This window comes from Stenotrophomonas sp. ZAC14A_NAIMI4_1, assembly GCF_003086915.1.
In the GTDB taxonomy this organism is placed as follows: domain Bacteria; phylum Pseudomonadota; class Gammaproteobacteria; order Xanthomonadales; family Xanthomonadaceae; genus Stenotrophomonas.
The window spans coordinates 2441499-2467711 of the sequence record NZ_CP026002.1; the positions used below are offsets into that span (position 1 = coordinate 2441499).

Genomic DNA, 26213 nt, shown 5'->3' on the forward strand with positions numbered 1-26213 from the left:
CAGGTGCGGTGACAAAGAGGGGTGGAACATCGTCTCCCCACAACCGGCAGGACACGCGGGATTCGAACCCGACCCCGAAGGGACAACCCATGTAGTTCCACCAGCATTCACCGCGAAAAACGTGAATTCCTGGTCCTGCCCGGCTGGCCCCATTGCCAGCCGGGCGGTCCCTGGCGACATCCTTGCCGCCGTCCAACATCGTGTTTACAGCGGCATGTCCTCGATGCGCTCGGCCCAGCCGCTACCATCGCGCGGTGCCTGCGCGAACTGCGCCAGCAGGTCGAACACCGCATCGCTGAAGCCGCCGATGTGCAGCACGTCCTCGCGCTGCACGGTCTGGCTGCTGGCTACCGGCTGCAGGTCGATGCAGACCAGCCGTGCCTGCGGGCAACGCTGCTTCAGCACGTCCCAGGCCTGCATCGTGGCCGTCGCGCCGCCCCTGCGGGTGTCACGCCAGCTCTCGTTGTCCGACACCAGCACCACCAGGTCCACCTGCTCGCGGCGACGGTTGAGGTGTTCCAGCGGTGCACTGACCGAGGTACCACCGCCATTGATCGCCAACTGCGCTGCCAGCGTCATCACGCTGTCGCGCGGGTTCAACCGCACCGGGCGCACCTCGGTATCGAACGGCAGCACGGTGGCCAGCGGCTGGCCGCGCAGCACGCAGGCCGCGATCAGCGCCGCTACGTCCACGCAGCGCACCGCCGAGCTGGCGCCCTTGCGGTAGCCGGTCACCGGCCACTGCATGGAACCGGACACGTCCACCGCCACCACCACCCGGCCTGGCAGCACCGGCACCTGCGCCGTGGCCGTTTCCATCGCGTCCTGCAACGCCTCCGGAATCTGCTGCGGCAGGCTGGCGCTGGCCTGGTAGGCCATCAGCAGCTGGTACGGCATCACCCGGGCGCGGCGCACCTGGGCCGGATCACGCAGCCGCGCTGCGATCACCGACACCATCGCAGGGTCATCGAACACGCCGTTGCGGGCGAACGTGTTGAGGTTCATCCGCATCGACTGCCACGACGCACTGCGCGCCAGCGCCGACCACTGCGCCGCATCCAGCGGCAGCGTGCTGAAGTACTGGAACGGCAGGTCCGGCGGCAGTCCACGCGGGTCACGCTTGAACGCCTCGTAGGCCTGCACCAGCGCCGGCAGCTGCGCCTCTTCGTACGGGCGACCGACGATCCACGCATACAGCGCCTTGCGCTCGGCATCGGCCGGCTTCGGGTGCACCATGCGGATCAGGTCGGCCAGCGACGGCTGCTGGCCGATGGCCGCACGCACCAGGGTTTCCGCCGATGCCTGCTGGATCCACTCGCGTACCAGGCGCTTCGGCAGCGACCCCAGCGACCGGCGGCCGACCTGGCCGCTGCGCATGATCTGCACGAAGGTGCGCAGCTGGCGGCCGTTGTCGACCACCCGCGGGAACACCTGGGCGAAAGCCTCCGGGTCGCGCAGGCTGAGCACGGCCAGCAGCAGCGCCGGCATGTCCTTCATATGCGCCACCTGGCGGGCATAGACCGCCGTGCGGGCAATGAAGCGCGGCTCGACCTGCGCGGTCAGCGCCAGCACCTGCTGCAGCTGTGCGTCGGCAGCGCTGTAGAACGTGTTGTTGAGGCAGCCGGTGGCCGCATACAGGGCCAGGGCAGCGCGCGGGTCGCGGCGGTAGGCCAGGCCACCGGCTTCATTGACGGTGGTGGCCGGCGGCAGTGCCGGGGCACGCGGGGTGGAGAAGAGCGTCAGGTTGGCCATCGTGGTGTCCTCGGCGGGAACGGCCCCGCTTCGTGTCTTGGGAGGAATAGAGCAATGGCCGTGCCAACTTTTTCCATGACGCATCAACTCATTGTTTTTTCTGGATTTCGCCCGATTTCTGACGCAACGCCCACCCATTGACCGCGCTGAATGTATATATTCAGCGCGCGTCTTTTATAGGAATGGATATGTCACGTCGGCAGGTAGTCTTCGGCATGCTCGGCACCCAGCTCGACGCGGGCGAGGGTCCAGGCCGTTGGCAGAAATGGCGTCCCACGGTGTCGCTGGGCATGCATGAGGACTTCCTGCCCGACCGCATCGAGCTGCTGCTGGACGAGCGCCGCTACGCCAAGCTGGCCCGCGTGGTCTGCGAGGACCTGCAGCAGATGGCGCCCGGGCTGGAGGTGCGGCGGCACGACACCTACCTGGCAGATCCCTGGGAGTTCGAAGGGGTCTACTCGACCCTGCACGATTTCCTGGCCAGCTATCCGTTCCAGCCGGAGGAGGAGGACTACTACGTCCACATCACCACCGGCACGCACGTGGCGCAGATCTGCTGGTTCCTGCTCACCGAGAGCCGGCATTTACCCGGCCGCCTGCTGCAGACCTCGCCGCCGCGCAAGCAGGATGGCGCGGCCGGCAGCTACGCCGTCATCGACCTGGACCTGTCGCGCTACGACCACATCGCGCAGCGATTCGCCCAGCAGCAACTGCAGGACCGCGACCTGCTGAAGAGTGGCATCGCCACGCGCAATGCGGCCTTCAACGCGATGATCGCGCAGATTGAAACCGTGGCCACGCGCTCGCGCGCGCCGATGCTGCTGATGGGCCCCACCGGCGCGGGCAAGAGCCAGCTGGCCAAGCGCGTGTTCGAGCTGAAGAAGCTCAAACACCAGCTGCCCGGCCGTTTTGTCGAGGTGAACTGCGCCACCCTGCGCGGCGACGGCGCGATGAGCACGCTGTTCGGACATACCAAGGGCGCGTACACCGGCGCCTCGTCCGACCGCGCCGGCCTGCTGCGCTCTGCCCACCAGGGCCTGCTGTTCCTGGATGAGATCGGCGAGCTGGGCCTGGACGAACAGGCCATGCTGCTGCGTGCGCTGGAGGAGAAGCGCTTCCTGCCCGTGGGCAGCGACCGCGAGGTGGAAAGCGAGTTCCAGCTGATGGCCGGCACCAATCGCGATCTGCAGCACTCGGTGCTGGAGGGCAGCTTCCGCGAAGACCTGCTGGCGCGCCTGAACCTGTGGACCTACCACCTGCCCGGCCTGGCCCAGCGCAGGGAGGACATCGAGCCCAACATCGAGTTCGAGCTGCAGCGCTGGTCGCAGCAGCAGCACGCGCAGGTGCGCTTCAACGTGGAGGCACGCACGCGCTACCTGGCGTTCGCCACCAGTGCCGAGGCGGCTTGGCGTGGCAATTTCCGCGATCTGGGGGCATCGATCATGCGGCTGGCGACGCTGGCCAACGCCGGGCGCATCCAGATCGAAGGCGTCGATGATGAGATCGCGCGCCTGCGCCAGCAATGGCGCGGCGGCCAGGCGCCGTCAGCGCTGGAGGCACTGCTGGGCCCGGCCGTGGATGAGCTGGACCGCTTCGACCGCGTGCAGCTGGAAGACGTGGTGCGGGTCTGCGCGCACGCGAAGTCGCTGTCAGCGGCCGGCCGCGAGCTGTTTGCGGTGTCGCGCACCCAGCGCGCCAGCACCAACGACGCCGACCGCCTGCGCAAGTACCTGGCGAAATTCGGCCTGGACTGGGAGCAGGTGCGGCCCCCGGCGGGGCCGTAGCGCCGCGCTTGCCCGGCCGCCGGCTGCGGCGCATGATGGCCGCGCGGCACGCCGCCGCCATTGGGGAGCACGCGCATGCAGGACCGCAAGCCGCCATCAAAGGTCACCCCACGGGCCATCGTGCTGGCCGTCGCCGCCGCATTGGTGATGTTCTATGGCGGCTACCAGGTGGGCAAGCAGCTGGCCCTGCGCGAGAACGCAGAGCAGGCCGCAAGCCGCTAGCCGCTAGCGTCGAGCGTGCTCGACTGTTCTCGATGCTACCCGCACCCGCCAGAGGCGCTGAGCAGACTCAATGCTCGGACGCCCAGAAAGCGCTCTCCGCCACGGCGCCCGGATCGATCTGCGCAACCGCCTGCAGAAATGCCTGCCGGCTTTGCGCACCGTAGGGAAACTCACACAGGCATTCGGCAAAGCGGAGCAGATCCCGGTTGACGAACATGCGCGCGTCACCGTTGTCGTGGTCCCACAACACCACTTCGCCACTGGCCGCGTCGATGGCCAGCAAGTTGCCGCCGCCATCATGGCCGAGCGCCCTGCCCGGCTCCGGCAGCAGGGCGGAGACCTCGACCGCACGCTCGGCATCGAAGAACGAGAGATACGGTGCCGCCTGGCGCGGCAGGCCCTGCTCACTGAGCAGCCGCCGTGCATGCGGGCCCAGCCACGCCGGCAAGGTCTCCAGCGAGTAGCGCTGGAACGCAAAGAGATCGGCCAGATCCGGCGCTTCCTCCAGCAGTTCGGCCGGCACCGCCGGCAGCCGTGCCGTCAACATCTCCTCGAAATGGGTCAAGACGGCGCGTACACCATCACCGGCCGGGTGCGCGTCCTTGGAGGTCATGGGGCCCAGCCCTCAGGCGATCTGCACGATGCGCGCGTTCCGGCACAGCGGGTAGCTGGCCACGAACTCCGCGATCGCATCACGCATCTTCTCGAACGATTCGCCGTACATGTACAGCGCGGTCTCGGTCGGCCCCTGCCACCAGCTGCAGATCTCGCCCAGTCCATCGATGTTGTCGGACAGCTGCTCGAACACGTGATTGGAGTCGCACTGTTCGTACACTTCGTCCGGCAGGTTCAGGCCATCCAGGTAGATGCCCAAGCCCTCGGTGACGCCGAAGGCGCGATCATCCTCGCCCACACGCTGCACCTGCGAACCCTTCGGTGCGCCCAGCTGCTCCAGCAGGTCGATCAGCTTCGGCACGCCGTCCGCATCGACCAGCGCCACTTCGATATCGCCGTACTCGACTTCGCCCAGGTCGGAGATTGCGGTGCCACCCCCGGTCAGTTCGCCCAGGTTCGCCGCCTGCAGCAGCGCATCGAGCGGATCCTCGAACAGCTCGTGGCGATGCTCCGGTTGCAGCTTCGCATTCAACTTCACGGTGACGTGCAGGGTGGGTTCGGTCATGGGGGCGTTCCTGGAAGATGTCAGGCCCCATTGTAGAGTCGAGCTTGCTCGACTGCTTCCAGCGCGGCACAAGGCAGTCGAGCAAGCTCGACTCTACGGGGGTTCGATGTGATCAACGCAGGAACGGCGCCACCTTGCGCTTCAGCAGCTCGACCAGCACCGGGTCCATGTAGTCGTAGTCATCGGGAATATCCAGGCAGATCACCCGCTTGCCGTTCAGCCATGCCTTGTAGCGGCTGGACAGGCGGTTGCGGTGCGCCTTCTCCATCACGAACACCAGGTCCGCCCACTGCAGCAGCTCCGGGCTGAGCACTTCCTCGGCGTCGGCCAGCAGCCCCGCCGAGGCGGTTTCAATTCCCGGCCAATCGGCGAACACCTGCTCGGCTGTCGGGCTGCGCAGGCGGTTCTGGCTGCAGAGAAAGAGCACGTTGCGGGTCATGACCGAAGCGTAATCGGGGTCAGATCCCTTTTCCATCGGAAAAGGGCTCTGACCCCGCCCAGGCGAATCATGCGATGGGGTCAGAGCCCTCCCTACGGGAGGGATCCGACCCCTTGGCGGTGATCAGATCACCGTCAGGTTGGCATACGCCATCACCAGCCACTTGCTGCCGGCATCGGCGAACTCGACCTGCACGCGGGCGTGGGCGCCGCTGCCTTCGTAGTCGGTCACCATGCCTTCGCCGAACTTGGGATGGGTGACCAGCGCGCCCAGCTTCAGCGGCGGTGCCTCGATCGAGGCATGGCCCATCACCCGGCTGCTGCCCAGCGATGCCGGCCGCGAGACCTGCACCTTCGGGCGCACTTCGTGCAGCAGTTCGCGCGGGATCTCGCGCAGGAAGCGCGACGGCAGGCTGTAGTTGTCCTGGCCATGGATGCGGCGCGATTCGGCGTAGCACAGCACCAGCTTCTGCCGCGCGCGGGTGATGCCCACGTAGGCCAGCCGGCGCTCTTCTTCCAGGCGGCCGCTTTCTTCCAGCGAACGTGCGCTCGGGAACAGGCCGTCTTCCATGCCGGCCAGGAACACCAGTGGGAATTCCAGGCCCTTGGCCGAGTGCAGGGTCATCAGCTGCACGCCCTCCTCGCCCGCCTGCGCCTGGCCTTCACCGGCCTCCAGCGCGGCATAGGCCAGGAACGCGACCAGCTCGTCCATGTCCTCGCCCACTTCCTCGATGTCGTCGGCGCGGCGCAGGAAGCGCGAGGCCACCGAGACCAGTTCGTCGAGGTTGTCGGTACGCGATTCCGAATCCAGCGAATTGCGGCTTTCCTTGCTCCAGTGCTCGCGCAGCTGCGAGCGCGACAGCACATGGTCCACGCGCTCGGCGAGGGTCATGTGCAGGGTCTGCGCCTGCAGTTCATTCACCAGCACCAGGAAGCCGGCCAGCGCATTGCGTGCACGCGCGGCCAGCGCCGTGCCCTGGGTGACCAGCATGGTGGCCTCCCACAGCGAGATGCCCTGCGCGCGCGCTTCGCGGCGCACCTCGTCCAGGGTGCGCTCGCCGATGCCACGGGTGGGCGTGTTCACCGCGCGCTCGAAGGCGGCGTCATCGTTGCGGTTGGACAGCAGGCGCAGGTAGGCCAGCGCGTCCTTGATTTCAGCACGCTCGAAGAAGCGCATGCCGCCATACACGCGGTACGGCACCTGTTCGCTCAGCAGCGCTTCTTCCAGCGCGCGCGACTGCGCGTTGCTGCGGTAGAGCACGGCCACTTCGGTGTAGCTGCCACCGTCGCGCACCCACTGGCGCGCGCGCTCGACGATGTAGCGCGCCTCGTCCATCTCGTTGTAGGCCGCATACAGGTCGATCGGCTCGCCGTCGCCGCTGTCGGTCCACAGTTCCTTGCCGATGCGGTCCGGGTTGTGCGCGATGACTGCGTTGGCCGCGCCGAGGATGTTGGCGGTGGAACGGTAATTCTGTTCCAGGCGGATGGTCTGTGCACCGGGGAAGTCACGCAGGAAGCCCTGCACGTTCTCGACCTTGGCGCCGCGCCAGCCATAGATGGCCTGGTCATCGTCGCCGACCACGAACACATGGCCCTCGTGCCCGGCCAGCACGCGCACGAAGGCGTACTGGATGGCGTTGGTATCCTGGAACTCGTCCACCAGGATTTCGCGGAAGCGTGCACGGTAGTGCGCCAGCAGTGCCGGGTTGTCGCGCAGCAGTTCATGCGCGCGCAGCAGCAGCTCGGCGAAGTCGACCAGGCCGGCACGGTCGCAGCGCGCCTGGTACTCGATGTAGGCCTGGCGCATGGTTTCCAGCCACGCATCATGCGGCTCGGGCTGGATGTGCTGCGGGCGGCGGCCTTCATCCTTCTGTTCGTTGATCCACCAGGCAATCTGCTTGGGCGGATGCTTGCTGTCGTCGATTTCCAGCGCCTGCACCACGCGCTTGACCAGCCGCAGCTGGTCGTCCGAATCCATGACCTGGAAGCCTTCGGGCAGCTTGGCGTCCTGCCAGTGCAGGCGCAGCAGGCGGTTGGCCAGGCCGTGGAAGGTGCCGATCCACATGCCGCGGCTGCCATTGGGCAGCTGCGCGTCGATGCGGTGGCGCATCTCGCCAGCGGCCTTGTTGGTGAAGGTCACCGCAAAAATGCCGTGGGTCGGCACGCCTTCGACTTCATGCAGCCAGGCGATGCGGTGGGTGAGTACGCGGGTCTTGCCGGAACCGGCACCGGCCAGCACCAGGTGGTGGCCGGGGGGAGCGGAGACGGCTTCGCGCTGGGCCGGGTTCAGGCCATCGAGCAGGTGGGAGACATCCATGCCCCCATTTTACGGCATCGCCGTCGCGGCTCCTGCGACCACCTGGGCAGCCAGCGCCTGCGCCTGCTGACGCAGTTCAGGCACGGCCAGGCTTTCCCACAGATTGCCGATGCGCAGGCTGCCGAGCACGCCCAGCCGCGCCTGCGCTGCACCACGGGCGCTGCACAGGCGGTCGCCCGGCACGCTGCTGTCCAGGCCCAGCCCATGCGGCCCGGGGCGGGCCAGGCCATCGGCCAGCAACTGCTGCAGCAGCGGGTTGCGCAGCGCACGCGCCCGGGTTTCCACGCCGGTGGCATTGACCACCGCGGCGATCATCCACTGTTGCTCGGCACCGGCGGAATCACGACCGGACAAGCGCAGCACGTCGCCATCGCGCCAGACGCGCTGCAGGCGGGCACGGTGCAGGCGCAGCTGGCCACTGGCCTGCAGTGCCTGCAGCTGCGCATCCACCTCTTCGGCGATGCGGTGGCGGTGTACATCCCAATAGCGCACCACATGGCGCAGGAAGCGCCGCTGGTCGGCCTCGTCCAGGCTGCACCACAGTGCCTGGCCATGCGGGCGGATGCGATCCATCACGCCCTGCCACGGCTGGCCATCGGCCTGCGCCTGCCGGGCGAAGCCGCGCAGGGCGTGCACGCGCTGGCGCAGGGTCATCGGCAGCAGCGCGCCCGGATCGAAATCAGGCAGCACGCCGTGTGCATGTGGCAGCGGCAGCAGGCCGTGGCGCGAGATCACGTGCAGCGGACCGGTATGGCCGGCAGCCACCAGCGCCAGCACGGTGTCGGCCATGCTCAGGCCGGAACCGACGATGGCCAGCGCATGGGCGCCGGCCAGGGTGCGCACACCGTCATAGTCCCAGGCCTCGACCACGTCGGCGGCGGGCAGCGCATCGGCGCCGGCCACCGGCAGCGGGCGCATGCTGTTGCCGGTGGCGATGACCGCCTGTGCCGCGTGCAGCGTGCTGCCATCGCCCAGCTGCAGGCGGTAACCGTGGTCGTCCGGCTGCAGGCCCAGCACCGGCTGCGCCATCACCTGCAGCTGCGCAGGGCTGGCGGCGGCCGCGTCCTGCAGGCGCTGCTGCAGGTAGGCGGCGAAATGGTGGCGGCTTGCGTAGCGTTCGCCCAGCAGCTCGCGCGCCTCGCCCGGGTAGGCATCCACGGCCTGCAGGTAATCAAGGAAATCGCCGGGCTGGTCGGGGAAGGCACTCATCTTCGCCGCCGGCACGTTCAGCAGGTGCTCCGGCCACGGCGTGGCGTAGGCAATGCCCTGGGCCAGCTGCGAGGCGGGTTCGAAGAGGGCCAGTGCCAGCGGCGCCTGGGCCTGTCGCAACACCTGGATCGCCACCAGCACACCGGCCGCGCCACCGCCGATGATCGCCAGGTCCAGTTCGCCATTTCGCGGTGAATCAGTCATGCACCGATTGTAGGCCATGGCAGGTGACGCCCCGGGTTGCGGGAGCGGGCGGTTACCGCTGCGTCACATCAACGCATCGGCCAGCCGCGCGATGCCTTCGCGGCTGCGGCGCCAGGCCGGGCGCCTGCGCCACTGCTCCAGGTCCAGCAGGCGCGACTGGCGCAGGTAGTCGTCCTCGATGGCGCACAGCTGCTGCACCAGCGCGCGGTCGTAGCAGATCAGGCCGATCTCGGCATTCAGCGCAAAGGAGCGGATATCCATGTTGATCGAGCCGAGCACGGCGATGTCCTCGTCCACGCTCATGTGCTTGGCGTGCAGGAACTGCGGCTCGTACAGGGCGATCTGCACGCCACAGCGCAGCAGCTCGTCGTAGTACGCCTCCTGCGCCCACGAGGTCAGCCGCTGGTTGTTGCTGGCCGACAGGATCAGCTGCACCTGCACGCCGGACAGCGCGGCGATGCGCAGTGCACTCAGCGTCGCTTCGTCGGGCACGAAATACGGGGTGACCATCACCAGCCGCCGCCGCGCCAGGTGGATGAGGGCCGCCACCGCATCGCGCGCGTTGCTGTACGGGTAGGCCGGGCCGCTCGGCAGCAGCTGGGTGGCGATGTCATCGCCACACACCGGCACATCGGCGATGACGTCCAGGCGCTGCCCGGTTTCCATGTACCAGTCGCTGGCAAACACCGCCTCCAGGTGGGCCACCGCCGGGCCGCGCACGCGCGCGACCAGTTCGCGGTTGGGGTGGCCGGGCACGAAGCGGGGGCCGGCCAGGTTCTGCGAGCCGATGTAGGCCACTTCGTTGTCGATGACCGCGATCTTGCGATGGTTGCGCAGGTCCATGCGCCCGCTGCGGCGCCAGCGCAGGCCGCCGGGCAGCATCGCCCGCACTTCGATGTCACGCGCCTGCAGGCGCTTGCGATAGGCACGCAGGCCACGCTTGGCGCCCACCGCATCCAGCAGCACGCGGCACTGCACGCCACGCGCGGCGGCGCGCTGCAGCGCTTCGACGATGGCCTCGCCCACGGCGTCGTCGAACATCAGGTAGTACAGCAGGTGGACGCGGTCCTCGGCCTGGTCGATGTCGGCGATGAGGGTGTGCAGCGATTCGTCGTAATCGGTGAGCAGATCCACCGCGTTGCCGTGCACCGGCATGAAATCGCCCTGGCGCTGCACCAGCGGCACGATCTCGGCGCAGGCGGTGTCGGCCTTCGGCGTCCAGCGCAGGCGGCGCTGCAGCGCCTGTTCCTCGCGGATGACCTGCGACGCCTCGGCCTGCCGGCGGATGCGCTCGCGCGACAGCCACGGGTGGCCGAACAGCAGGTACAGCGGCAGGCCCAGCAGCGGCACGAAGCCGACCAGCAGCAGCCAGCTGCGCGCAGCCCCTGGCGTGGTGCGGGTGGGAATCCAGCACAGCGCGACCAGCCGGATCAGCCAGTCGATCAACAGCAGGTACGAACCCAGCAGCCACTCGAACAGCATCGCGTCGCCCGTCGGGAGGTGTGGGGGCCATTCTGCCCAGCCCCCCTTGTAGAGTCGAGCCATGCTCGACTGCCTTGAACCACTGTGCCAACCAAGGTTGGCATCTACCGGGGCGAGGGCACAAAAAAACCCGCCACGAGGGCGGGTTCTTTCGGAAGCGACCAGCAATCCTTGCGGATTACTTGATCTTGCCTTCCTTGTACGGGACGTGCTTGCGCACGACCGGATCGTACTTGGAGAATTCCATCTTCCCCGGGGTGTTCTTCTTGTTCTTGTCGGTCGTGTAGAAGTGACCGGTACCAGCGGTCGAAATCATACGGACCTTATCGCGCTTGCCTGCCATGATCGTCTACTCCTCAGACCTTTTCGCCGCGCGCACGCAGCTCAGCCAGAACGGAATCGATACCGTTCTTGTCGATGGTGCGCAGTGCATGCGCGGAAACACGAAGCTTCACCCAGCGGTTCTCGCTGGCAACCCAGAAGCGGCGCTCGTGCAGATTCGGCAGGAAACGACGACGGGTCTTGTTGTTGGCGTGCGAGACGTTGTTACCCGTCTGCACTCGCTTGCCGGAAACCTGGCATACGCGGGACATTGCGCACCTCGATAGTAAGTTGTGTCAGCCCGTAGCCCGGGAGACGGCGGCCTCGGTGGTTGCCCACCACACGTCAAGAGAATCAAAGGGTTACGCTGGCGTTGGGCGGCCGGGGACGTGCTCCCGGGGGCGCCGCCCGGTAGAAAACCGGACACAGCGAGCCGCGCATTATGCACGGGTTCAAGCACTTGCGCAAGTTACCCACAGGCGAGGCGACTGAACGTGGCACGCCCCGTTCATGGCGGGGCTGGCCATACTGGCCGCCCCACCCGCGAAGCCCCCGATGCGACTGCTGGCCCTGACCTATGGAACCGAAGGCGACACCCGGCCGCTGGTGATGCTGTGCCATGGCCTGCGCCAGGCCGGCCACGAGGTACTGCTGCTTGCCGAACAGGGCACGCTGGGCAGCGCGCGCGAGCTGGGCGTGCCGCACGCGGCGCTGGAAGGCGACATCCACGACGAAGTGGTGGCCCTGGTGGCACGCGGCAACAACCTGGCCGCCGCCTCGCGCGGCCTGGCGCGGATGGCCGGCCGCCACGTGCCGGCCTGGATGGCGCAGGCCGATGCGGCCGCCGCTGGCTGCGATGCCGTGCTGACCGGCGGCCTGGCCGCGCTGGTCGGCCTCAGCGTGGCCGAGCGCCACGGTCTGCCGGCCATCGGCACCGGCATGATTCCGCTGACACCGACGCGCGCCTTCGCGTCGCCCTTCCTGCCGCCGATGCCGTTGCCAGCCATCCTGCGCCGGGCCAGCTACGGGCTGGTCAACCAGGCGGTCTGGCGCACCTTCCGCAGGCCGATCAACGCCGCGCGCGCCGCACTGGGGCAACCGCCGCGCCGCACGCTCTGGTCCGGGCTGCCGATGCTGTACGGCATCTCCCCGCAGCTGCTGCCGCCACCGGCCGACTGGCCGGCCGACCATGTGGTGTGCGGGCAATGGCGGATGCCGGAACAACCGTGGTCGCCACCCGCCGACCTGCAGGCCTTCCTCGACGCCGGGCCCGCGCCGGTCTATCTCGGCTTCGGCAGCATGACCGGCTTCGACCGCGAGCGTGTGCTGCCGGCCTTGCTGCAGGCGCTGGCGCCGCGCCGCGTGCTGCTGTTTCCGGGCTGGGCCGGGCTGCCGGCAGGTGCGCTGCCAGCGAACGTGTTCGTGCTCGGCCCGATGCCACACGAAGCGCTGTTCCCGCGCTGCGCGCTGGCGATCCACCACGGCGGCAGCGGCACCACCCATTCGGCATGCCGCGCCGGCATTCCTTCGCTGGTGATGCCGTTTGCCGCTGACCAGTTCTTCTGGGCGCGGCGCCTGCAGGCGCTGGGTGTTGCGCCGGCGCCGCTGTCACCGAAGCGGTTGGATGCAGCCTCGCTGGCGGAGGCGATTGCATTCGCCGAGGACAGCACTACGCGTGCACGTGCGGCAGCACTGGGCGCGGCGATGGCCAGCGAGGATGGCGTGGGCACCGCAGTCGCCGCGATTGACGGAATTCAACCTTACCGCCCGACTGACGTTGCTGTAGAACGTTGAACAGGCTTTGCCAGACCCCTTGCCCAGCCCATGAAATTCCAGGGTGAGCACAACACACGGACGTTTGGCCAACAATAAAAAACCCCGGACCCATCACTCACGAGAAGCATGTGAGGAGAGGAGCTAGCCGGGGTATGCGCTGGCGATGCTAGGGGAAGATCACATCATGTTCAAGAGTCCCTATTGGGCATCGCTCATTGATGTGAAGGCCGCTGACGGGGTGGTGGCGGCAGTGTCATCGGTCAGGTTGGCATCTTACGGCTTGCCAACTGCATCCGCCGTCGCCGTTGTGGTCAATCCCGTCAATCAAGCACCCGCGGGGGCGCTGGGATCCGCGCTGGCCGAGGCCTTGAACGCCCGGCAGGCATCTGCCACCGCCGCCCAGTCTCAAGGGGCGGCACCCGAAGCCCACTCATATGGAAATCCGGGCATCGAGGCCGTTGCAAGGCACGCCAGGAACATGATGCTGTGCGAGGCGATGTATCCAGTGCTTCATATGCTGGAGGTGGTGATGCGCAACAGCATCCACAACGCTTTCAGCCAGCACTTCGGGGCGCCCGATTGGTATGAACAGACTTGGCTCAATGCGAACCATGCAGCCATGGTCCTGGATGCAAAAGCAAAGCTCTCGAAGCGCAACAAACCCCATGATCCGGATCGAGTAGTTGCAGAGCTCGGCTTCGGCTTCTGGTGCGGGATGTTTCACTTCGCCTATGAAAATGGAAGAAGGGCAGCCTGGCCTGCTCTCCTCGGTTCTGTTCTGCCTGGCGTCCCCAAGTCCTGGAGAACCAGGGCAAAGGTTCAAAGTCGCGTCGAAAGCGCGCGCGCCCTGCGAAATCGCGTGTTCCACCATGAACCCATCACCTTTCATCGGGATCTGCGGGAGAAACACCGACATCTGGTGGAAATTCTTGGCTGGTTCTCAACAGAGGCCCGGCAACACATTGAACAGATCTGCAGGTTCAATCATGTCCATGACGACAACCTGTCTTTGCGTTCCCCTGCAGACGCCTAGAGCCGGCCGCCAAGGCGCCATCACCGCAGGTGCGGAATCACCTGGGCCAGCAGATGCGCATCCTTCAGCGCGCCATGCAGGCCGCGGTTGCCGGGAATGCGCAGGCGCTGCAGCACGTCGTCCAGCTTGTTGCCCTGCCCGGGCCAGCGCCCACGCGCGAGCTTCAGGCTGCAGGTGATGCGGCAGTACTGCGCCAGGCTGCCGGGCATGCCGGCCAGGCGCAGCTCGTTGTCGAGGAAGCCCACATCGAAGGTGGCGTTGTGCGCGACCATCTCGCTGCCACGCAGGAATTCCAGCAGCTCGGCGGCCTTGCTGGAGAACAGCGGCTTGCCCACCAGCATCGCATCGCTGATGCCATGCACGCGCTGCGCGCCCCAGTCCACCGAGCGCTGCGGCTGCAGGTAGGTGTGGAACTGGCGGCCGGTGAGCTGGCCATCGATCAGTTCCACCGCGCCGATTTCGATGACCCGGTGGCCCATGCGATGGGAGATGCCGGTGGTTTCGGTATCCAGTGCGACGATGCGGCTCATGCGTGTGGCGGTTTCCTGGTGCGTGCAGTGATGATTTTCGCATGCCCCGCGTATGTCACCCCAACACCTCCACCGCCCAGTCAATGAACACCCGCAGCCGCTGGCTCATGTGCCGGTTCGGCGGAAACATCACGTGCATCGGCATCGGCGGCAGCTGCCAGTCCTGCAGCACCGGCAGCAGTTCGCCGCGGGCCACATGCGGTTCGGCCATGTAGCTGGGCAGCGCGACCACGCCCAGGCCCGCCACGCCGGCGGCGAGGTAGGCATTGCCATCGTCGAAGCCCACCGCATGACGGCCCTGCACTTCAATGCGCTCATCACCGCGCTGGGCGATGAACACACGTGCACGGCCGGTGCGCGGGCTGAGGAAACCGACCATGTGATGGTCCGGCCCTTCCAGCGCGCGCGGGTGCGCGGGCACGCCGAAGCGCTGCAGGTACGCGGGGCTGGCGTGGAAGCCGATCGACAGGCTGGCCAGCGGCCGCGCCACCAGCGCCGGATCGGCCGGGGTGCCGCCACGGATCACGCAATCGACGTTGTCGGCGATGACGTCGACCTCGCGGTCACTCACGCCGATATCCAGCTGGATCTCCGGGTAACGCGCCTGGAAATCCGGCAGCACCGGTACCAGCCGCAACTGCGCGTACGGCCCCGGCACATCCACGCGCAGGCGTCCGCGCGGCTGGGTGGCCGCGTCGCCCAGCCCGCCCTCCACCTCTTCCAGCTCGGCCAGCAGGCGGGCGATGCGCGGGTAGTAGGCCGCGCCGTCGGCGGTGACGCTGACCCGGCGCGTGGTGCGGTTGAGCAGGCGCAGCCGCAGGTGCGCCTCCAGCTGCTGCACCAGCTGCGTGGCCGTGGTGCGGCTGATCTGCAGGGTCTGCGCGGCGCGGGTGAAGCTGCCGGTCTCCACCACCCGGGCAAAGGCCCGCATCGCCTCGAAACGGTCCATGGCGGGCCAGGATTATTTGGGATTGGCAATCAATCTAGGCCGATCATCGCGGTTTATCCAGACAGCGCTGGCGCGGAGGATGGCGTTCTCTCCCACGGGATCTTCCCCATGTCACAGCGTGATGTCGTTTTCCCCGCCGGCCGCCAGGCCCTGTACGAGCGCAACCGCTACTCGCCGGCGATCCGATCCAACGGTTTCCTGTTCGTCTCCGGCCAAGTCGGCAGCCGCGAGGACGGCTCGCCCGAGCCGGACTTCGAAACGCAGGTGCGCCGCGCCTTCGAGAATCTCAATGCGGTGCTGGCCGCCGCAGGCTGCACGTTCGATGACGTGATCGACGTGACCGTGTTCCTGGTCGATCCGGAAACCAACTTCGAGAAGGCCTGGGCGATCGTGCCGGAATATTGGGGCGAGGCGCCGCACCCGACCCTGACCGGTATCGGCGTGACCTGGCTGTATGGGTTCCAGTTCGAGATCAAGGTGATCGCGAAGCTGCCATGAAGGGTGATGCCGGCCGCTGGCTGGCAACGACGGGCGATGGCCTTCGCTCGCCTGCTTTCAGGTCGCCGGGTTAGTCAGATCGGCTTGATTCGCGGCCACTCCGCATCAGTGGTATCGACAAATTCGACGCCGCTGAGACTATCCCCGACGTAGGCACGAAAGTCCTCCGAGCAGATCAAGGTATTGCTGGAGCCTTCCATGTTCTCAATCCGGAACAAGTGTTCTTTGAAGGAGCTTTTCACGCGCAGCTTCTTGATCCTGCGAGACTCTCCATACTTGCTATACGCCATCTGGTTTTCCTCAGAGGCGACGGAGGAGAGGCTGGTCTCATGGAAAATGATGGCACTGTACTCACTCGTCGAAGTCGTCCATCCCTTCTCTGAAACATGAGGGATGCCCCTGAAGTCGATCATCCTGGCATCAAATTTCAGGCAGGCTGCCAGGAACTTCTGGCTTGCAATGTAGATGTGCGAGGTAATGCGGACGATGTCGTGGGAATGACTCGCCTCAGGGCCAACCAGCACCATGGTGTCGGTGAAGACCCGTGCCGTGTCAGTTCTGGCCCTGGCGTACCAAGGGAATCGGCCATGGGAAACAGCAGGATGGAAAGGATGGAACCTGTCGTGAAGCTGAGCGTCCAGATAGTACGAGGGGCATCCTGGCGGATTTGCCTGCGATAGCGCGTAGTAGTTCATCGAGTCGATTCTCTGGGCTTCTGCGGCGTGTTGCCGGAATTTTCCCGGCCCCGACCTTTCCCACCAAGAGCCAATTCCGACAAGCAGGCGCTGGTGCGCATGGCCTGGACCCGGTGCGATCTGCCAGGCAACGCCCGCCTCCCGACCCTGACCGGTATCGGCGTGACCTGGCTGTACGGGTTCCAGTTCGAGATCAAGGTGATCGCGAAGCTGCCGTGACACGGGTAGTGCCGGCCGCTGGCCGGCAACGTGGTGGGGTCGAAAAGCGTGTCGACCAAGGTCGACACCCACCAGGGCAGGACCCCCCCGCGCCCGGCCCACCTGAACGGGAGGTTCCGACGAATTCCCGAGGTGGCCATTGATATTGTATCCGGCGAAAACCGCTTGCTAGCCTCCCTTCCATGCGCCGGATCACCCGCCAACTGCGTACGTACCTGATGATGCTGCTGATGGCGGCATTCGTGGTCGTGCCGGTGGCCGACGCACTGGTGTGTGCGGTGGAACCGCATGCCAGCAGCGCCCATGTCGAGTCCCTTGCGGACGATGCAGGCGGTGACAGCGACAGCAAGCACACGGGTGCCTGCACGCATAACCACTGCCATCACTCCACGCTGAGCCTGCCAGCGAACGATTTCGCCGCCTTCGGTACGCCGCTGCCGGCGCGCTGGATGAATGCCGGCGACGTGGCGACCTATGCGGTCGCCCAGGATGAATTGACGCGTCCCCCCCGGGCGTGAGTTGAGCGCGTCCCGCAATCGCGGGCTCCCGTTTCACTCACAACCGGAATCCCCCTATGTCGATCCTGACACCTCGGTCGCCGCGCGCGGCCGGGCTGGTCGTCGCCGTGTTGCTGGGCCTGGCCCCGGCAATGCAGGCGTCGGCACAAGCCGCCCCTTCCTACGACACCCTGCTTGAACGCCTGGACCAGCTGCCCGGCACCCGTGTGGGTACGGCGCTGGCCGAGGCCGCCGACGCGCGCGCCGACCAGGCCCGTGCGTTGCCCAACCCTTCCCTTTCCTACTCCGCCGAAAACGCCTGGGGCACCGGCTCCTATGGCGGCATGGGCAAGGCCGATACCGTGCTCACCCTGTCCCAGCCGCTGGAGGTCTGGGGCCAGCGCGGCGCGCGCGTCCGTGCCGCCCGCGCAGAAGCACAGGCGGCCAACCTGCGTGGCGCGCAGAGTCGCAGCGATGTGGCCAGCCAGCTCGCGGTGGTCTACGCACAGGCGGAAAGTGCACTGCGCCGCTACACCCTGGCCGAAGAAGCGCTGACCCTCACCCGCGATGACGCCAACGCCGTCAACGCGATGGTCAAGCAGGGCCGCGAACCGCAACTGCGCGCGGTGCAGGCGCAGAGCGAAGTGGCCAACGCCAGTGCTTCACTGGATGAGGCGCAGGCCTTCCGCGATGCCGCGCTGGCCCGCCTGGCCGGTGCCGCGCTGCTGGATGCGCCGGTGCAGTCGATCGACGACAGCCTGCTCGACCGTGCGCCGCCGCTGCCGCGTGGCGCCACCGACGTGGCACTGGCAGTGCGCATCGCCGAAGCCGAAGCCGATGCGGCGGGCAAGCTGGTCGACGTGGAGCGCAAGCGCGCCCTGCCCGACCTCAGCGTCACCGCCGCGCAGACCCGCTTCCGCGAAGGCGGCGAGCGTGCCTACAACCTCGGGGTCAGCCTCAGTATCCCGCTGTTCGACCGCAACCGCGGTGGCATCCGCGCCGCCAATGCCGACCAGCGCGCGGCCGAAGCACGCCTGGACCAGCAGCGCCGCGACAGCGAGGCCGCACGCCTGTCCGCCGTAGCCGGACTGAAAGCCGCCGGCAGCCGGACCCGCGCCGCCGATGAAAGCGTGGTTGCCGCCGAAGAGGCGTATCGCCTGGCCCGCGTCGGCTTCGATGCCGGACGCATCTCGCAGCTGGAACTGCGCAGCACCCGCAGCGCTCTCATCGCCGCCCGCGGCACCGCCGTGGACGCGCGCCTGTCGCGCGTCGGCGCGGAAATCGATCTTGCCCGCCTTGAAGGGCGCGCACCTTTTGTGGAGGCCCCATGACTCTCTCCCGTACTTTCCCGCTGATCGGCGGCGTGCTGCTGACCGTCCTGCTGGCCGGCTGCGCTGGCAACGCGCAGACACCTGCAAATGAAGACCCCGCCGCGGCCAAGGCGGGCACCGACGATGGCCATGGCCACGCGACCGACAGCAAGGAAGCCAAGGCGGAAGCCGCCAAGGCCCCTGCCGACGCCGACGAAGGCGTGGTTGCGCTGACCACGGAACAGATCAAGGCCTCCGGTATCGAAGTGGTTGCGATCGGTCGCGGTGGTGGTGGCTCGACCCGGCTGTCCGGCAGGGTCGAGCCCACCGTGGGCGCCCGCGCTTCGGTGGCCTCCACGGTGACCGGCCGCGTCGAGCGCGTGCTGGTCGCGCCGGGCACGGCGGTGAAGCAGAACCAGGCACTGGCCATCGTGGTCAGTGGCGAGGCCGCGGTGTTCCGCGCCAATGCGCTGGCCGCATCGGCCGAAGCCGAAGCCGCGCGCCTGGCCTATGGCCGCGACAAGGCGCTGGTCGACCAGGGCGTGGTCGCCCGCCAGGAAATGGAAACCTCGCGCGCACGTTCGCTGGCGGCACAGGCCCAGGCCGCCGCCGCGCAGGCCCAGGCCGCCGCCAACGGTTCGCCGGACAGCAGCGGTCGCGTGCGCATCACCAGCCCGGTAGCCGGCATCGTCGGCAACGTGCAGGTCACCCCGGGTGGCGTCGTCGCTGCCGGCAGCGTCGTGGCCGATGTCGCCGATCCGGCGATGAACGAGCTGGTGTTCACCGCACCACCGGCGCTGGCCGCGCAGGTTACGCCGGGCATGACGCTGGAAGTGAGCGTGCCGGGTGGCAGCTTCACCGCCACCGTCACCGGGTCGGCCGCCGATGTGCGCCAGCAGGGCGGCGTCGCGGTGATCCGTGCCAGGCCGGTGGACGCTGCGCTGCCGCCGGCCGGTTCGCCGGTATCGGCCGTAGTGGTCACCGAAGGCCAGGAGGGCTCGCTCAGCGTCCCCGCCGATGCGGTGCAGAACGTCGATGGCCGCAGCGCGGTGTTCGTCGCCGTCGACGGCGGCTTCAGGGCGCAGCCGGTGCTGGCCGGCCGCCGTGCCGGTGACCGCATCGAGATCCTCGGCGGCCTGACCGGCAACGAGCGCATCGCCGGTGCCAACGCCTTCCTGCTCAAGGCCGAACTGGCCAAGGGCGAAGCCGAGCACGGCCACTGAGGAGGCGACCATGTTCAAGCTGATCATTGAAACAGCGGTGCGCCACCGCTGGCTGGTGGTGTTCGCCGCCGCGCTGCTGGCGGCCGTGGGCCTGCTGCAGCTGGGCAAGCTGCCGATCGACGCGGTGCCGGACATCACCAACCGCCAGGTGCAGATCAACACGGTGGCGCCGGCGCTGACGCCGGAGCAGATCGAGCGGCAGGTGACCTACCCGCTGGAAACCGCGCTGGCCGGCATTCCCGGCCTGACCACCACGCGTTCGCTGTCGCGCAATGGCTTCTCGCAGGTCACTGCGATCTTCACCGATGCCACCGACATCTACTTCGCCCGCCAACAGGTGGCCGAGCGCATGCGCGAAGCCTCCGGTGACCTGCCCGACGGCGCTGCGCCGATGCTGTCACCGGTCACCACCGGCCTCGGCGAGGTGCTGATGTGGACGGTGGATTTCACCGCGTTCGATCCGGCTACGCTGGCCAGGCCCGGTGAGGCCGGATGGCAGGCCGGTGAGGTCTACCGCACGCCGGAGGGCACCCTGCTGCGCACGCCGGAAGAACGCGCCACCTACCTGCGCACCGTGCAGGACTGGATCATCGCGCCGCAGATGCGTTCCAGCCCGGGGCTGGCCGGTGTCGATACGGTCGGTGGCTACGTCAAGGAGTACGGCGTGCACCCGGACAGCGCCCGGCTGGCCGCGCACGGCCTCGGTCTGGCGGACCTGGTCACTGCCCTGCAGCGCGCCAACGTACAGGCCGGTGCCGGTTTCGTGCAGCGTGCCGGCGAGGGCCTGGTGGTGCGTGCCGATGGCCTGGCGCTGACCACCGACGATCTGGCGCAGGCACCGGTGGCCACGCGCAACGGCATGGTCGTGCGCGTGGCGGATGTGGCCGAGGTGGCCCTGAGCCGTGCGCCACGCCTGGGTGCGGCCAGCCGCAACGGCCACGAAGCCGTGCTCGGTACCGCGCTGATGATCGCCGGTGGCAACAGCCGCACCGTGGCGCAGGCGGCCGCCGCGCGCCTGCAGCAGGTGAATGCCTCATTGCCGCCGTCCATCGTCGCAGTGCCGGTGCTGGACCGCAGCGAACTGGTCAATGCCACCATCAGGACCGTGGCCAAGAACCTCACCGAGGGCGCGCTGCTGGTGGTGGTGGTGCTGTTCCTGCTGCTGGGCAACCTGCGCGCGGCGGCGATCACGGCGCTGGTGATTCCGCTGTCGTTCCTGTTCGCGGTGATCGGCATGAACCGCTTCGGCATCAGCGGCAACCTGATGAGCCTGGGCGCGCTGGATTTCGGCATCCTGGTGGACGGCGCGGTGATCGTGATCGAGTCCACGCTGCTGATGCTGGGCCAGCGCCGCGCTGAGCTGGGGCGTGCGCTGACCGCGATGGAGCGCCTGCGCGTGGCCGCCGATTCGGCAATGAAGATGGCGCGGCCGGCGGCGTTCGGACAGCTGATCATCCTGCTGGTGTTCGCGCCGATCCTTACGCTGGAAGGTGTGGAGGGCAAGACGTTCCACCCGATGGCGGCGACCTTCATGCTGGCCCTGGTCGGTGCCTTCATCTTCTCCTTCACCTTCGTGCCGGCGATGGCTGCGCTGCTGGTGCGCGAGCCGAAGGCGAAGGACGGCGATGCACATGCCGACGGCGGCGAGCACGAAACCAGGTTGATCCGCGTGCTGCGTGCGCGCATCGAGCCGGTGGTACGCAGCGCGGTCGCCCGCCCGCGTACGGTGCTGGCCGGTGCGGTGATGATGGTGGTGGTGGGTATCGGTTCGTTCTCGCTGCTGGGCCGCGAATTCATGCCGACCCTGGACGAAGGCAACGTGGCGATGCAGGCCCTGCGCGTACCGTCCGCCTCGCTGGAGCAGTCACTGGCCATGCAGCTGGCGCTGGAAAAGGCGATTGCCCAGCAACCGGAAGTGGAAACCGTGTTCTCGCGCACCGGTACCGCCGAGGCGGCCATCGACCCGATGCCGACCAACATCTCCGACAGCGTGATCGTGCTGAAGCCGCGCAAGGACTGGCCCGATCCGACGCTGGGCAAAGACGCACTGGTGGCGCGCTTCGAGAAACTGGCCGGACAGCAGCTGGGCAACAGCTTCGAGTTCAGCCAGCCGATCGAACTGCGCTTCAACGAACTGATTTCCGGCGTGCGCACCGATCTGGCGGTGATGATCTACGGCGATGATTTCGCTGAACTGCAGAAGGTGGCCGACCAGGTCGCACTCAAGCTGCGTGCGGTGCAAGGTGCGGCCGATGTGCGGGTCGAGCAGATTTCCGGCCTGCCGACGCTCAACGTCAAGATCGACCACGTCGCGGCCGCGCAATACGGGCTGACTGCGGCGGACGTGAGTGACGCGCTGTCCACCGGCATCGGCGGCACCGCAGCCGGCCGGATCTTCGAGGGCGACCGCCGCTTCGATGTGGTGGTGCGCCTGGACGATGCCGCACGCAATGATCCTGACCAGCTGGCCTCGCTGCCGATCGCCACGCCTGCAGGCCTGGTGGTGCCGTTGTCCTCGCTGGCACGCATCAGCGTCAGCGAGGGGCCCAACCAGATCAGCCGCAACAATGGCAGCCGCCGTGTGGTGGTGCAGGCCAACGTGCGCGGCCGCGACCTGGGTGGCTTCGTCGGCGAAGCGCAGGCGGCGGTGGCCGACGTTGCGCTGCCGCCGGGTGCGTACCTGAGCTGGGGGGGCCAGTTCGAGAACCTGCAGCGCGCGGAGAAGCGGCTGGCGACGGTGGTGCCGGTGGTGTTCCTGCTGATCGGCAGCCTGCTGTTCATGGCCCTGCGCAGCGGCAAGGAAGCCCTTCTGGTGTTCAGCTGCGTGCCGCTGGCTCTGGTCGGCGGCATCCTCGCCCTGCTGCTGCGTGGCATGCCGTTCTCGGTGTCTGCGGCGGTGGGCTTCATCGCGGTCTCCGGCGTGGCCACCTTGAACGGCCTGGTGCTGATGCAGGCGATCCGCGAGCGGCTGGAGGGTGGTGACCTGCCGATGCAGGCGGCCATCAATGGTGCCGCCAGCCGCATCCGCGCGGTGCTGACCACGGCCCTGGTGGCCATCGTCGGCTTCATACCGATGGCCATCGCCAGCGGTGCCGGCGCGGAGGTGCAGAAGCCGCTGGCGACGGTGGTGATCGGCGGCCTGATCACCGCCACGGTGCTGACGTTGCTGGTGCTGCCGACGTTTGCTGCGCGGGTGGTGAAGCGTTGAGGTGTGTTGGGGTCGGAGCCCTTTCCGGTGGAAAGGGATCCGACCCCGGATCAGGGTCGGATTGCCGGCCAGCGGCCGGCACTACCCTGCAGCGATCAGGCCTTCTTCCGCTCGGCGATGTACGTCTGGATCTGCTGTTCCAGCACCGGCAGCGGCACCGAGCCCTGCTTCAGGATCACATCGTGGAAGCCCTTGATGTCGAACCTGTCGCCCAGTTCCTTCTCGGCCTGCGCGCGCAGGCGCACGATGGCGATCTCGCCCAGCTTGTAGCTCAGCGCCTGGCCCGGCCAGGAGATGTAGCGGTCCACTTCGGTGGTCACTTCGTGCTCGCTCAGCGCGGTGTGGTCGCGCAGGTAGGCGATGGCCTGCGCGCGGGTCCAGCCCTTGCTGTGCACGCCGGTGTCGATGACCAGGCGCGCGGCGCGCCACATTTCGTAGGTCAGGCGGCCGAAATCCTCGTACGGGGTTTCGTAGATGCCCATTTCCACGCCCAGCTTCTCGCAGTACAGCGCCCAGCCTTCGCCATAGGCGGAGATGTAGGCGTTGCGGCGGAACTCGGGCAGGTCCTTCTGCTCGGAGGCGATCGCACCCTGCAGGGCATGGCCCGGATCGGACTCATGCAGGGTCAGCGCCGGCAGGTTGTACAGCGGTCGCGACGGCAGGTCGTAGGTATTGACCCAGTAGGTACCCATGCCGCCGCGGCCGGCGGTCCAGAACGGGGCGATGTCCGGCGGCACCGGCACGATGGTGAAGCGGGCACGCGGCAGGGTCATGAACCGGCCGAGCTGGCCATCGGCGCGCTTGGAGATCCACGCGGCGCGCGACAGCAGCTCTTCCGGGGTCTTGGCGTAGAACTGCGGATCGGTGCGCAGGAAGGTCAGGAATTCGGCGAAGCTGCCCTTGAACTGCACCTGCTGGATGATGTCGTTCATCTCCTTCTGGATGCGCGCCACTTCGCCCAGGCCGATGCGGTGGATCTCGTCGGGCGACAGGTCCAGCGTGGTGTATTCGTGGATCTGCTGCTTGTAGAAGGCCTTGCCACCGGGCATGGCCTCGGCCGCCAGCGTGGTGCGCGCCTGCGGCACGTATTCGCTGACGAAGAAGGTGCGCAGCTGCTGGAAGGCCGGCACCACCTTGCCACTGATGGCCGCTGCGGCCTGTTCGCGCAGGGTGGCCTGTTCGGCGGCGGGAATGCTGGCCGGCAGCTTCTTGAACGGCGCGTACAGCGGCGACGCGGTCGGGTCCTTCAGTTCGGCGACGGTGGCGATGGACACCTCGCGGCCGTCCAGCACCGCGCGCGGCACGCTGAAACCGCGCTTGAGGCCGGCGCGCATGTTGTCGGTCTGCTGGCCGAAGTAGCGCGGCACATCGTTCAGGCGGGCGATGTAGTTGCGGTAGTCCTGCGCGGTCTTCATCTCGCGCCGGGCCATGAAGGACAGGTTGGACCAGAACGAGGAATCCGAATTGAACGGCATCTCGTAGGTGCGCAGGCGCGTCGCTTCGGCCAGGTTGAAGACCTGGTCGCGGTAGATCGCGTAGTTGACCTGGTTGTCGGCCGACAGGGCCTTCGGGTCGATCTTCTTCAGCGCGGCCAGGGTTTCGTCCCAGACCTTCAGGCGGGCCTGCTGGGCGGCCGGGCCGACATCGGGCATGCGGGTGGCGTTGGCCGGTGCATCCTCGTCCTCGCTGGCTTCGCCGCCGCCGTCCTGGCGCCACGTCCACTCCTTCTCGTACAGGGCACGGAAGGCGGCATCGGCCGCCGATTCGTTGGCCATGCTGGCCGGAGCGACGGCAGGCGGGGTAGCGAGGGCGACCGCAGGGGCGGACAGGGCAATCAGCAGAGCAACGGCAAGGCGGGTTTTCACGAGCACAGGTTCCCGGGAAGGCAGATCCCGATGATCGCACCGCGCACCGCCTGTGGCATGGGACGAAGGTCCTGCCTGCTACGCAGGCAGGACCCCAGCGCCGCAGGCGCGCGGTAGAGCCGACTGTCAGTCGGCTGCTCTCCCACCAGGTCCGGCAAACCTCGCGCTCCGCGCGAAGTCGACTGACAGTCGACTCTACCCACAGCGCGCACGCGCAGCGCGGACAACGGATCCATCCGCCGGGCATGGCCCGGCGCTACCAACGAACATGCAGTAGATCCACGCCATGCGTGGATGCACCGGGGATCCGGACGGGGTCAGAGCCCTTTCCTGCGGAAAGGGATCCGACCCCTGGCCTCAGTGGCTCGCCTTGTCCCGCTTCCAGCCGCGGTGCTGGATGTCCAGGTGCAGGCTGTACAACGCCGTGAACGCCGGGAACAGGTTCTGCAGCACGCCCACCGAATCCTGCTTGGCCGAGAACAGGAAATAGCTGAGCGTCATCAGGCTGCCGACCACGCTCATGTACCAGAACAGGCGCGGGATGACCGGCTTGCCGGCGCGCTTGGAGGCCACGAACTGCACCAGCCAGCGGCCGCCGAACATCAACGCGCCGGTATAGCCGATCAGCTTCCAGCCCGTCACGTGCAGGCCGGTCCAGTACAACCAGGTCAGCGGCTGGTCGAGCCAGTGCAGTTCCAGGTCCATCAACGCTCCTCCACCGCCGTGCGCTTGCTGCGGGTGATCAGCCATGCCACGCCGCGCAGGTCGCGGATGCCGACCAGGGCGCGGCCAAGGTTGTTGTACTTGGATACGCCGGCAGTGCGGTGGCGGTGGTTGACCGGCACGCTGGTGGTCTTCCAGCCGGCACGCTGCATCAGCGCCGGCAGGTAGCGGTGCATGTGGTCGAAGTACGGCAGGTCGAGGAAGGCCTCGCGCTCGAACAGCTTGATGCCGCAACCGGTGTCGGGCGTATCGTCGCGCAGCATGCGCGCGCGGATCGCGTTGGCCCACTTGCTGGCCCAGCGCTTGCTGCCGCTGTCCTGGCGGTTGACGCGCCAGCCGGCGAACAGCTTCACCTGTGCATCGGCGCTCTGCCGTGCGGCCAGCAGCTTGGGAATATCGGCCGGATCGTTCTGGCCGTCGCCATCAAGGGTCGCGATCCAGGGGGCGCGGGCGTTGCGCACGCCGGTGCGTACGGCGGTGCTCTGCCCGCTCTGGCTGACATGGTGCAGCACGCGCAGCTCGGGCGTGCTGGCTTTCAGGCCCTCCAGCACGGCCAGGCTGTCGTCGCGCGAATGGTCGTCCACGTAGACGATCTCAAACGGCACCTGGCCGCGCAGTGCGGCCACGATCTCCCCGACCAGGGGCGCGACATTGTCGCGTTCGTTGAACACCGGGACGACAACGGAAAGCTCGGGTTGGCTCATGGGTCACTCGGCCAGCAGGGATACAAAGACCGCGCATTCTCCGAAGCCGAGGTTATCCGAAGATGAATCCGGCT

The 26213-nt window shown here is 67.6% G+C and carries 24 protein-coding genes and 1 pseudogene; 10 read left to right on the forward strand and 15 right to left on the reverse strand.

Annotated features, from left to right (window positions below):
- Positions 1–204: 204 nt before the first annotated feature.
- Positions 205–1752: a VWA domain-containing protein gene (locus C1926_RS11140; RefSeq protein WP_108759232.1), complete on the reverse strand. Its 1548-nt coding sequence runs from the start codon at positions 1750–1752 to the stop codon at positions 205–207.
- Positions 1753–1940: 188 nt separating this feature from the next.
- Between C1926_RS11140 and rtcR the strand changes: the two genes are divergently transcribed.
- Together rtcR and C1926_RS21670 are read left to right on the forward strand one after the other, a co-directional pair.
- Entirely contained in the window at positions 1941–3536 is a 1596-nt protein-coding gene (gene rtcR, locus C1926_RS11145) for an RNA repair transcriptional activator RtcR (protein WP_108759233.1), read from the forward strand.
- Between the two features lie 75 nt (positions 3537–3611).
- Positions 3612–3758, forward strand: coding sequence for a hypothetical protein (locus C1926_RS21670; RefSeq protein ID WP_174208708.1), 147 nt, complete (start codon positions 3612–3614; stop codon positions 3756–3758).
- Between the two features lie 67 nt (positions 3759–3825).
- On the opposite strand, the gene C1926_RS11150 is transcribed toward C1926_RS21670, so the two are convergent.
- From C1926_RS11150 to rpmB, 8 genes are all read right to left on the reverse strand, one after another.
- Positions 3826–4371: an SUKH-4 family immunity protein gene (locus tag C1926_RS11150; RefSeq protein ID WP_108759234.1), complete on the reverse strand. Its 546-nt coding sequence runs from the start codon at positions 4369–4371 to the stop codon at positions 3826–3828.
- A 12-nt stretch (positions 4372–4383) separates the two neighbouring features.
- Positions 4384–4938 (reverse strand): hypothetical protein, encoded by a 555-nt coding sequence (locus tag C1926_RS11155; protein WP_108759235.1) that lies wholly within the window; start codon positions 4936–4938, stop codon positions 4384–4386.
- 112 nt (positions 4939–5050) lie between these two features.
- A complete protein-coding gene (locus C1926_RS11160; protein WP_053498324.1) occupies positions 5051–5377 on the reverse strand; it encodes a low molecular weight protein tyrosine phosphatase family protein in 327 nt (108 codons plus the stop codon).
- A 123-nt stretch (positions 5378–5500) separates the two neighbouring features.
- Complete coding sequence (uvrD, locus tag C1926_RS11165) at positions 5501–7693, reverse strand: DNA helicase II (RefSeq protein WP_079224270.1); 2193 nt, start codon at positions 7691–7693, stop codon at positions 5501–5503.
- Positions 7694–7702: 9 nt separating this feature from the next.
- Complete coding sequence (locus C1926_RS11170; RefSeq protein WP_108759236.1) at positions 7703–9124, reverse strand: FAD/NAD(P)-binding protein; 1422 nt, start codon at positions 9122–9124, stop codon at positions 7703–7705.
- A gap of 45 nt (positions 9125–9169) precedes the next feature.
- On the reverse strand, positions 9170–10588 hold the full coding sequence (gene cls / locus C1926_RS11175) for a cardiolipin synthase (RefSeq protein WP_108759237.1): 1419 nt from the start codon (positions 10586–10588) through the stop codon (positions 9170–9172).
- 178 nt (positions 10589–10766) lie between these two features.
- Positions 10767–10934, reverse strand: coding sequence for a 50S ribosomal protein L33 (gene rpmG / locus C1926_RS11180; protein ID WP_170272460.1), 168 nt, complete (start codon positions 10932–10934; stop codon positions 10767–10769).
- A 10-nt stretch (positions 10935–10944) separates the two neighbouring features.
- On the reverse strand, positions 10945–11181 hold the full coding sequence (gene rpmB / locus C1926_RS11185; RefSeq protein ID WP_005411638.1) for a 50S ribosomal protein L28: 237 nt from the start codon (positions 11179–11181) through the stop codon (positions 10945–10947).
- Positions 11182–11464: 283 nt separating this feature from the next.
- Between rpmB and C1926_RS11190 the strand changes: the two genes are divergently transcribed.
- Together C1926_RS11190 and C1926_RS11195 are read left to right on the forward strand one after the other, a co-directional pair.
- On the forward strand, positions 11465–12703 hold the full coding sequence (locus C1926_RS11190) for a glycosyltransferase (RefSeq protein WP_108759238.1): 1239 nt from the start codon (positions 11465–11467) through the stop codon (positions 12701–12703).
- A 166-nt stretch (positions 12704–12869) separates the two neighbouring features.
- Complete coding sequence (locus C1926_RS11195; protein ID WP_159095088.1) at positions 12870–13718, forward strand: hypothetical protein; 849 nt, start codon at positions 12870–12872, stop codon at positions 13716–13718.
- A 20-nt stretch (positions 13719–13738) separates the two neighbouring features.
- Here the strand turns inward: C1926_RS11195 and dnaQ are convergent, their stop codons facing one another.
- Together dnaQ and C1926_RS11205 are read right to left on the reverse strand one after the other, a co-directional pair.
- Positions 13739–14248, reverse strand: coding sequence for a DNA polymerase III subunit epsilon (dnaQ, locus tag C1926_RS11200; RefSeq protein WP_079224295.1), 510 nt, complete (start codon positions 14246–14248; stop codon positions 13739–13741).
- 55 nt (positions 14249–14303) lie between these two features.
- Positions 14304–15197, reverse strand: coding sequence for a LysR family transcriptional regulator (locus tag C1926_RS11205; protein WP_108759240.1), 894 nt, complete (start codon positions 15195–15197; stop codon positions 14304–14306).
- Positions 15198–15305: 108 nt separating this feature from the next.
- Here C1926_RS11205 and C1926_RS11210 point away from each other — a divergent pair, with 108 nt between their 5' ends.
- Entirely contained in the window at positions 15306–15695 is a 390-nt protein-coding gene (locus C1926_RS11210) for a RidA family protein (protein WP_049396045.1), read from the forward strand.
- 74 nt (positions 15696–15769) lie between these two features.
- On the opposite strand, the gene C1926_RS11215 is transcribed toward C1926_RS11210, so the two are convergent.
- On the reverse strand, positions 15770–16390 hold the full coding sequence (locus C1926_RS11215) for a hypothetical protein (protein WP_159095089.1): 621 nt from the start codon (positions 16388–16390) through the stop codon (positions 15770–15772).
- 141 nt (positions 16391–16531) lie between these two features.
- Here C1926_RS11215 and C1926_RS21490 point away from each other — a divergent pair.
- The 5 genes and pseudogenes from C1926_RS21490 to C1926_RS11235 all read left to right on the forward strand — a co-directional run.
- Positions 16532–16609, forward strand: a pseudogene (locus C1926_RS21490) (RidA family protein); the annotation flags it as partial.
- Positions 16610–16791: 182 nt separating this feature from the next.
- Positions 16792–17127, forward strand: coding sequence for a hypothetical protein (locus C1926_RS11220; protein WP_006402574.1), 336 nt, complete (start codon positions 16792–16794; stop codon positions 17125–17127).
- A gap of 56 nt (positions 17128–17183) precedes the next feature.
- Positions 17184–18437 carry a TolC family protein gene (locus C1926_RS11225; protein ID WP_108759242.1) on the forward strand — a complete coding sequence of 418 codons (1254 nt, stop codon included), beginning with the start codon at positions 17184–17186 and terminating at the stop codon, positions 18435–18437.
- A complete protein-coding gene (locus C1926_RS11230) occupies positions 18434–19639 on the forward strand; it encodes an efflux RND transporter periplasmic adaptor subunit (protein WP_108759243.1) in 1206 nt (401 codons plus the stop codon). The genes C1926_RS11225 and C1926_RS11230 overlap by 4 nt, the downstream gene beginning before the upstream one ends.
- 10 nt (positions 19640–19649) lie before the next feature.
- Positions 19650–22847 (forward strand): CusA/CzcA family heavy metal efflux RND transporter, encoded by a 3198-nt coding sequence (locus C1926_RS11235; RefSeq protein WP_108759244.1) that lies wholly within the window; start codon positions 19650–19652, stop codon positions 22845–22847.
- 95 nt (positions 22848–22942) lie between these two features.
- On the opposite strand, the gene C1926_RS11240 is transcribed toward C1926_RS11235, so the two are convergent.
- The 3 genes from C1926_RS11240 to C1926_RS11250 all read right to left on the reverse strand — a co-directional run bounded on the left by C1926_RS11240 (position 22943) and on the right by C1926_RS11250 (position 26139).
- A complete protein-coding gene (locus C1926_RS11240) occupies positions 22943–24712 on the reverse strand; it encodes a DUF885 family protein (RefSeq protein ID WP_108759245.1) in 1770 nt (589 codons plus the stop codon).
- A 357-nt stretch (positions 24713–25069) separates the two neighbouring features.
- The gene (locus C1926_RS11245; protein ID WP_174214093.1) at positions 25070–25417 is read right to left on the reverse strand and encodes a lipid-A-disaccharide synthase N-terminal domain-containing protein; all 348 of its coding nucleotides are present in this window, start codon (positions 25415–25417) and stop codon (positions 25070–25072) included.
- Positions 25417–26139 (reverse strand): glycosyltransferase family 2 protein, encoded by a 723-nt coding sequence (locus C1926_RS11250; RefSeq protein ID WP_108759246.1) that lies wholly within the window; start codon positions 26137–26139, stop codon positions 25417–25419. The genes C1926_RS11245 and C1926_RS11250 overlap by 1 nt, the downstream gene beginning before the upstream one ends.
- Positions 26140–26213: the final 74 nt, after the last annotated feature.

Bases quoted from the DNA above. Each gene is read 5' to 3' on its own strand.
- C1926_RS11140 (WP_108759232.1), bottom strand. From the start codon at position 1,752: ATGGCCAACCTGACGCTCTTCTCCACCCCGCGTGCCCCGGCACTGCCG.
- rtcR (WP_108759233.1), top strand. From the start codon at position 1,941: ATGTCACGTCGGCAGGTAGTCTTCGGCATGCTCGGCACCCAGCTCGAC.
- C1926_RS21670 (WP_174208708.1), top strand. From the start codon at position 3,612: ATGCAGGACCGCAAGCCGCCATCAAAGGTCACCCCACGGGCCATCGTG.
- C1926_RS11150 (WP_108759234.1), bottom strand. From the start codon at position 4,371: ATGACCTCCAAGGACGCGCACCCGGCCGGTGATGGTGTACGCGCCGTC.
- C1926_RS11155 (WP_108759235.1), bottom strand. From the start codon at position 4,938: ATGACCGAACCCACCCTGCACGTCACCGTGAAGTTGAATGCGAAGCTG.
- C1926_RS11160 (WP_053498324.1), bottom strand. From the start codon at position 5,377: ATGACCCGCAACGTGCTCTTTCTCTGCAGCCAGAACCGCCTGCGCAGC.
- uvrD (WP_079224270.1), bottom strand. From the start codon at position 7,693: ATGGATGTCTCCCACCTGCTCGATGGCCTGAACCCGGCCCAGCGCGAA.
- C1926_RS11170 (WP_108759236.1), bottom strand. From the start codon at position 9,124: ATGGCCTACAATCGGTGCATGACTGATTCACCGCGAAATGGCGAACTG.
- cls (WP_108759237.1), bottom strand. From the start codon at position 10,588: ATGCTGTTCGAGTGGCTGCTGGGTTCGTACCTGCTGTTGATCGACTGG.
- rpmB (WP_005411638.1), bottom strand. From the start codon at position 11,181: ATGTCCCGCGTATGCCAGGTTTCCGGCAAGCGAGTGCAGACGGGTAAC.
- C1926_RS11190 (WP_108759238.1), top strand. From the start codon at position 11,465: ATGCGACTGCTGGCCCTGACCTATGGAACCGAAGGCGACACCCGGCCG.
- C1926_RS11195 (WP_159095088.1), top strand. From the start codon at position 12,870: ATGTTCAAGAGTCCCTATTGGGCATCGCTCATTGATGTGAAGGCCGCT.
- dnaQ (WP_079224295.1), bottom strand. From the start codon at position 14,248: ATGAGCCGCATCGTCGCACTGGATACCGAAACCACCGGCATCTCCCAT.
- C1926_RS11205 (WP_108759240.1), bottom strand. From the start codon at position 15,197: ATGGACCGTTTCGAGGCGATGCGGGCCTTTGCCCGGGTGGTGGAGACC.
- C1926_RS11210 (WP_049396045.1), top strand. From the start codon at position 15,306: ATGTCACAGCGTGATGTCGTTTTCCCCGCCGGCCGCCAGGCCCTGTAC.
- C1926_RS11215 (WP_159095089.1), bottom strand. From the start codon at position 16,390: ATGAACTACTACGCGCTATCGCAGGCAAATCCGCCAGGATGCCCCTCG.
- C1926_RS11220 (WP_006402574.1), top strand. From the start codon at position 16,792: ATGCGCCGGATCACCCGCCAACTGCGTACGTACCTGATGATGCTGCTG.
- C1926_RS11225 (WP_108759242.1), top strand. From the start codon at position 17,184: ATGTCGATCCTGACACCTCGGTCGCCGCGCGCGGCCGGGCTGGTCGTC.
- C1926_RS11230 (WP_108759243.1), top strand. From the start codon at position 18,434: ATGACTCTCTCCCGTACTTTCCCGCTGATCGGCGGCGTGCTGCTGACC.
- C1926_RS11235 (WP_108759244.1), top strand. From the start codon at position 19,650: ATGTTCAAGCTGATCATTGAAACAGCGGTGCGCCACCGCTGGCTGGTG.
- C1926_RS11245 (WP_174214093.1), bottom strand. From the start codon at position 25,417: ATGGACCTGGAACTGCACTGGCTCGACCAGCCGCTGACCTGGTTGTAC.
- C1926_RS11250 (WP_108759246.1), bottom strand. From the start codon at position 26,139: ATGAGCCAACCCGAGCTTTCCGTTGTCGTCCCGGTGTTCAACGAACGC.